Annotated in this window: 4 protein-coding genes; all 4 read left to right on the plus strand. The window is 63.0% G+C overall.

What is annotated here, in order from left to right:
- The coding region (locus EOA86_RS29895; protein WP_206630178.1) for a DsbA family protein at positions 1–188 on the plus strand (188 nt) is incomplete at its 5' end.
- Positions 189–494: 306 nt separating this feature from the next.
- Entirely contained in the window at positions 495–929 is a 435-nt protein-coding gene (gene aroQ / locus EOA86_RS29900; protein ID WP_031254564.1) for a type II 3-dehydroquinate dehydratase, read from the plus strand.
- A gap of 26 nt (positions 930–955) precedes the next feature.
- Positions 956–1,414 (plus strand): acetyl-CoA carboxylase biotin carboxyl carrier protein, encoded by a 459-nt coding sequence (accB, locus tag EOA86_RS29905; RefSeq protein ID WP_095492057.1) that lies wholly within the window; start codon positions 956–958, stop codon positions 1,412–1,414.
- A gap of 19 nt (positions 1,415–1,433) precedes the next feature.
- Positions 1,434–2,676 (plus strand): acetyl-CoA carboxylase biotin carboxylase subunit (accC, locus tag EOA86_RS29910; RefSeq protein WP_128344932.1); only part of this gene is annotated, 1,243 nt, incomplete at its 3' end.

The following is a 2,676-nucleotide window of genomic DNA, read 5'->3' on the forward strand; positions in this document are numbered from 1 at the left end:
AACCGACGCTGCGCGAGAAGATGAAGGACCCGTCGATCGCCGAGGCCCTCTCCGAGACCTATGACCTTGCCAACAAGCTGGCCATCACCGGAACGCCTTCCTATGTGGTCGGCAACGAGGTGGTGTTCGGGGCGCTCGGCCAGAAAGTGCTGGCGGAGAAGATCGAGGCGGCCAAGGCCGCACTCTGATCGCCCGCTGGCTTTCGGCGCAAGCCATTTTCCGCCTGTTGTGGACAGCGAAAGAACCTACTTGCGCTCTTTTCGCAGGCGTCTAAGCCCATTATAGAGGACCGGCGCGCCGACTGATGCCGGCGCTGATGTGGTGGATTTGAAGTTCCTGCTGCTTTGGTGGCATCAGCGTTCAGGAACTTCAAATCCACCACATCAGAAATGTATAAATTGCCAGTGTGGCTTTGAATCCGAAATTCGTTCAAAGCGCTGCTGCAAGGTATTGCGAATTTCGGATTCAAAATCACACTGGGAAAGGTCGGCATTTTGAAAACGGTTTTCGTCCTGAACGGTCCCAACCTCAACGCGCTCGGCAAGCGCGAGCCGGGCATCTATGGCGGCAAGACGCTTGCCGCGATCGCCGACGATTGCAAGCAGGCAGGTGCGGCGCTTGGGCTCGAGATCGATTTCCGTCAGTCGAACCATGAGGGCGACCTCGTCGACTGGATACAGGAAGCCGCCGACAAGGCTGTTGGCATCGTCATCAATCCGGGCGCCTACAGCCACACCTCGATCGCCATTCACGACGCCATCCGCTCAGTCGCCCCATTGCCCGTCGCCGAAGTTCATCTTTCCAACATCCATGCGCGGGAATCATTCCGCCACGTCTCCATGGTCTCGCCGGTCGCCGTCGGCGTGATCTGCGGGTTCGGGCCGCTCGGCTACACACTGGCGCTGCAGGCGCTGGCCGCACGGCTATGACCGGCCAACAAACAGAAGGCTCGAAAATGTCGATAAAGAAGAATGGTGTTGACCAGCAGCTTATCCGCGATCTGGCGGGCATACTGAACGACACCAACCTCACCGAGATCGAGGTCGAGCTGGGCGACTTGAAGGTGCGCGTGTCGCGACAGGCGCCGGCCGTCCATGCGGTCGCCGCACCGCAGCCCGCCTATGCGCCACCGGCAGCGCAGCCATCGGCCGCAGCCGCGCCGGCAGCGGCCGACGTGTCCAAGAATGCGGTGGCCTCGCCCATGGTCGGCACCGCCTACCTGGCGCCGTCGCCCGACGCCAAGGCGTTCATCGAAGTCGGCCAGCAGGTGAAGGAAGGCCAGACGCTGCTGATCATCGAGGCGATGAAGACGATGAACCAGATCCCCTCGCCCCGTGCCGGCACGGTGACGGCGATCCTGTTCGAGGATGCGCAGCCAGTCGAATACGGCATGCCGCTCGTCGTGATCGAGTAGAGCCGGGAACAGCCGAAAGATGTTCCAGAAAATCCTCATCGCCAATCGCGGCGAAATCGCTCTGAGGGTGCTGCGCGCCTGCAAGGAGCTCGGCATCCAGACGGTGGTGGTGCATTCGACCGCCGACGCCGACGCCATGCATGTGCGGCTTGCCGACGAGAGCGTCTGCATCGGCCCGCCGCCGTCGCGCGACAGCTATCTCAACATCCACCAGATCGTCGCGGCCTGCGAGATCACCGGCGCCGACGCGGTGCATCCGGGCTACGGATTCCTGTCGGAGAATGCCAAATTCGCCGATATCCTCGCTGCGCACAACATCACCTTCATCGGTCCGTCCGGCGATCACATCCGCATCATGGGCGACAAGATCGAGGCCAAGCGCACTGCAAAGCGTCTTGGCATCCCGGTGGTGCCCGGCTCCGACGGCGCGGTCACCGAGGAAAAGGACGCCAAACGCATCGCCGCCGAGATCGGCTATCCCGTGATCATCAAGGCGTCGGCCGGCGGCGGCGGACGCGGCATGAAGGTGGCGCGCAGCGAAGCCGATCTTGTGGTCGCGTTGCAGACGGCGCGCTCGGAAGCCGGGGCCGCTTTTGGCGACGACGCCGTCTATATCGAGAAGTATCTCGAAAAGCCGCGCCACATCGAGGTCCAGGTGTTCGGCGACGGTGCCGGCCGCGGCGTGCATTTCGGCGAACGCGACTGTTCGCTGCAGCGCCGTCACCAGAAGGTCTGGGAAGAGGCGCCCTCGCCGGCGCTCAATGCCGAGGAGCGCGCGCATATCGGCGGCGTCCGTGCGAGGGCGATCGCCGATCTCGGCTACTCCGGTGCCGGCACCATCGAGTTCCTCTATGAGAACGGCGAGTTCTATTTCATCGAGATGAACACGCGCCTGCAGGTCGAGCATCCGGTGACGGAGGCGATCACCGGTATCGACCTCGTGCATGAGCAGATCCGCGTCGCCTCGGGCGGCGGGCTTTCGGTGCGCCAGGAAGAGATCCGCTTTCAGGGCCATGCCATCGAATGCCGCATCAATGCCGAGGATCCGCGCACCTTCACTCCCTCGCCCGGCACGATCACCCACTTCCACACGCCGGGCGGCCTCGGCATCCGTGTCGATTCCGGCGTCTATTCCGGCTACAAGATCCCGCCCTACTACGACAGCCTGATCGGCAAGCTGATCGTGCACGGCCGCAACCGTGTCGAATGCATGATGCGGCTGCGGCGGGCGCTCGACGAATTCGTCGTCGACGGCATCCAGA

Origin of the sequence: Mesorhizobium sp. M5C.F.Ca.IN.020.32.2.1, assembly GCF_004023105.1 — a bacterium.
Taxonomy (GTDB): Bacteria; Pseudomonadota; Alphaproteobacteria; order Rhizobiales; family Rhizobiaceae; genus Mesorhizobium; species Mesorhizobium wenxiniae.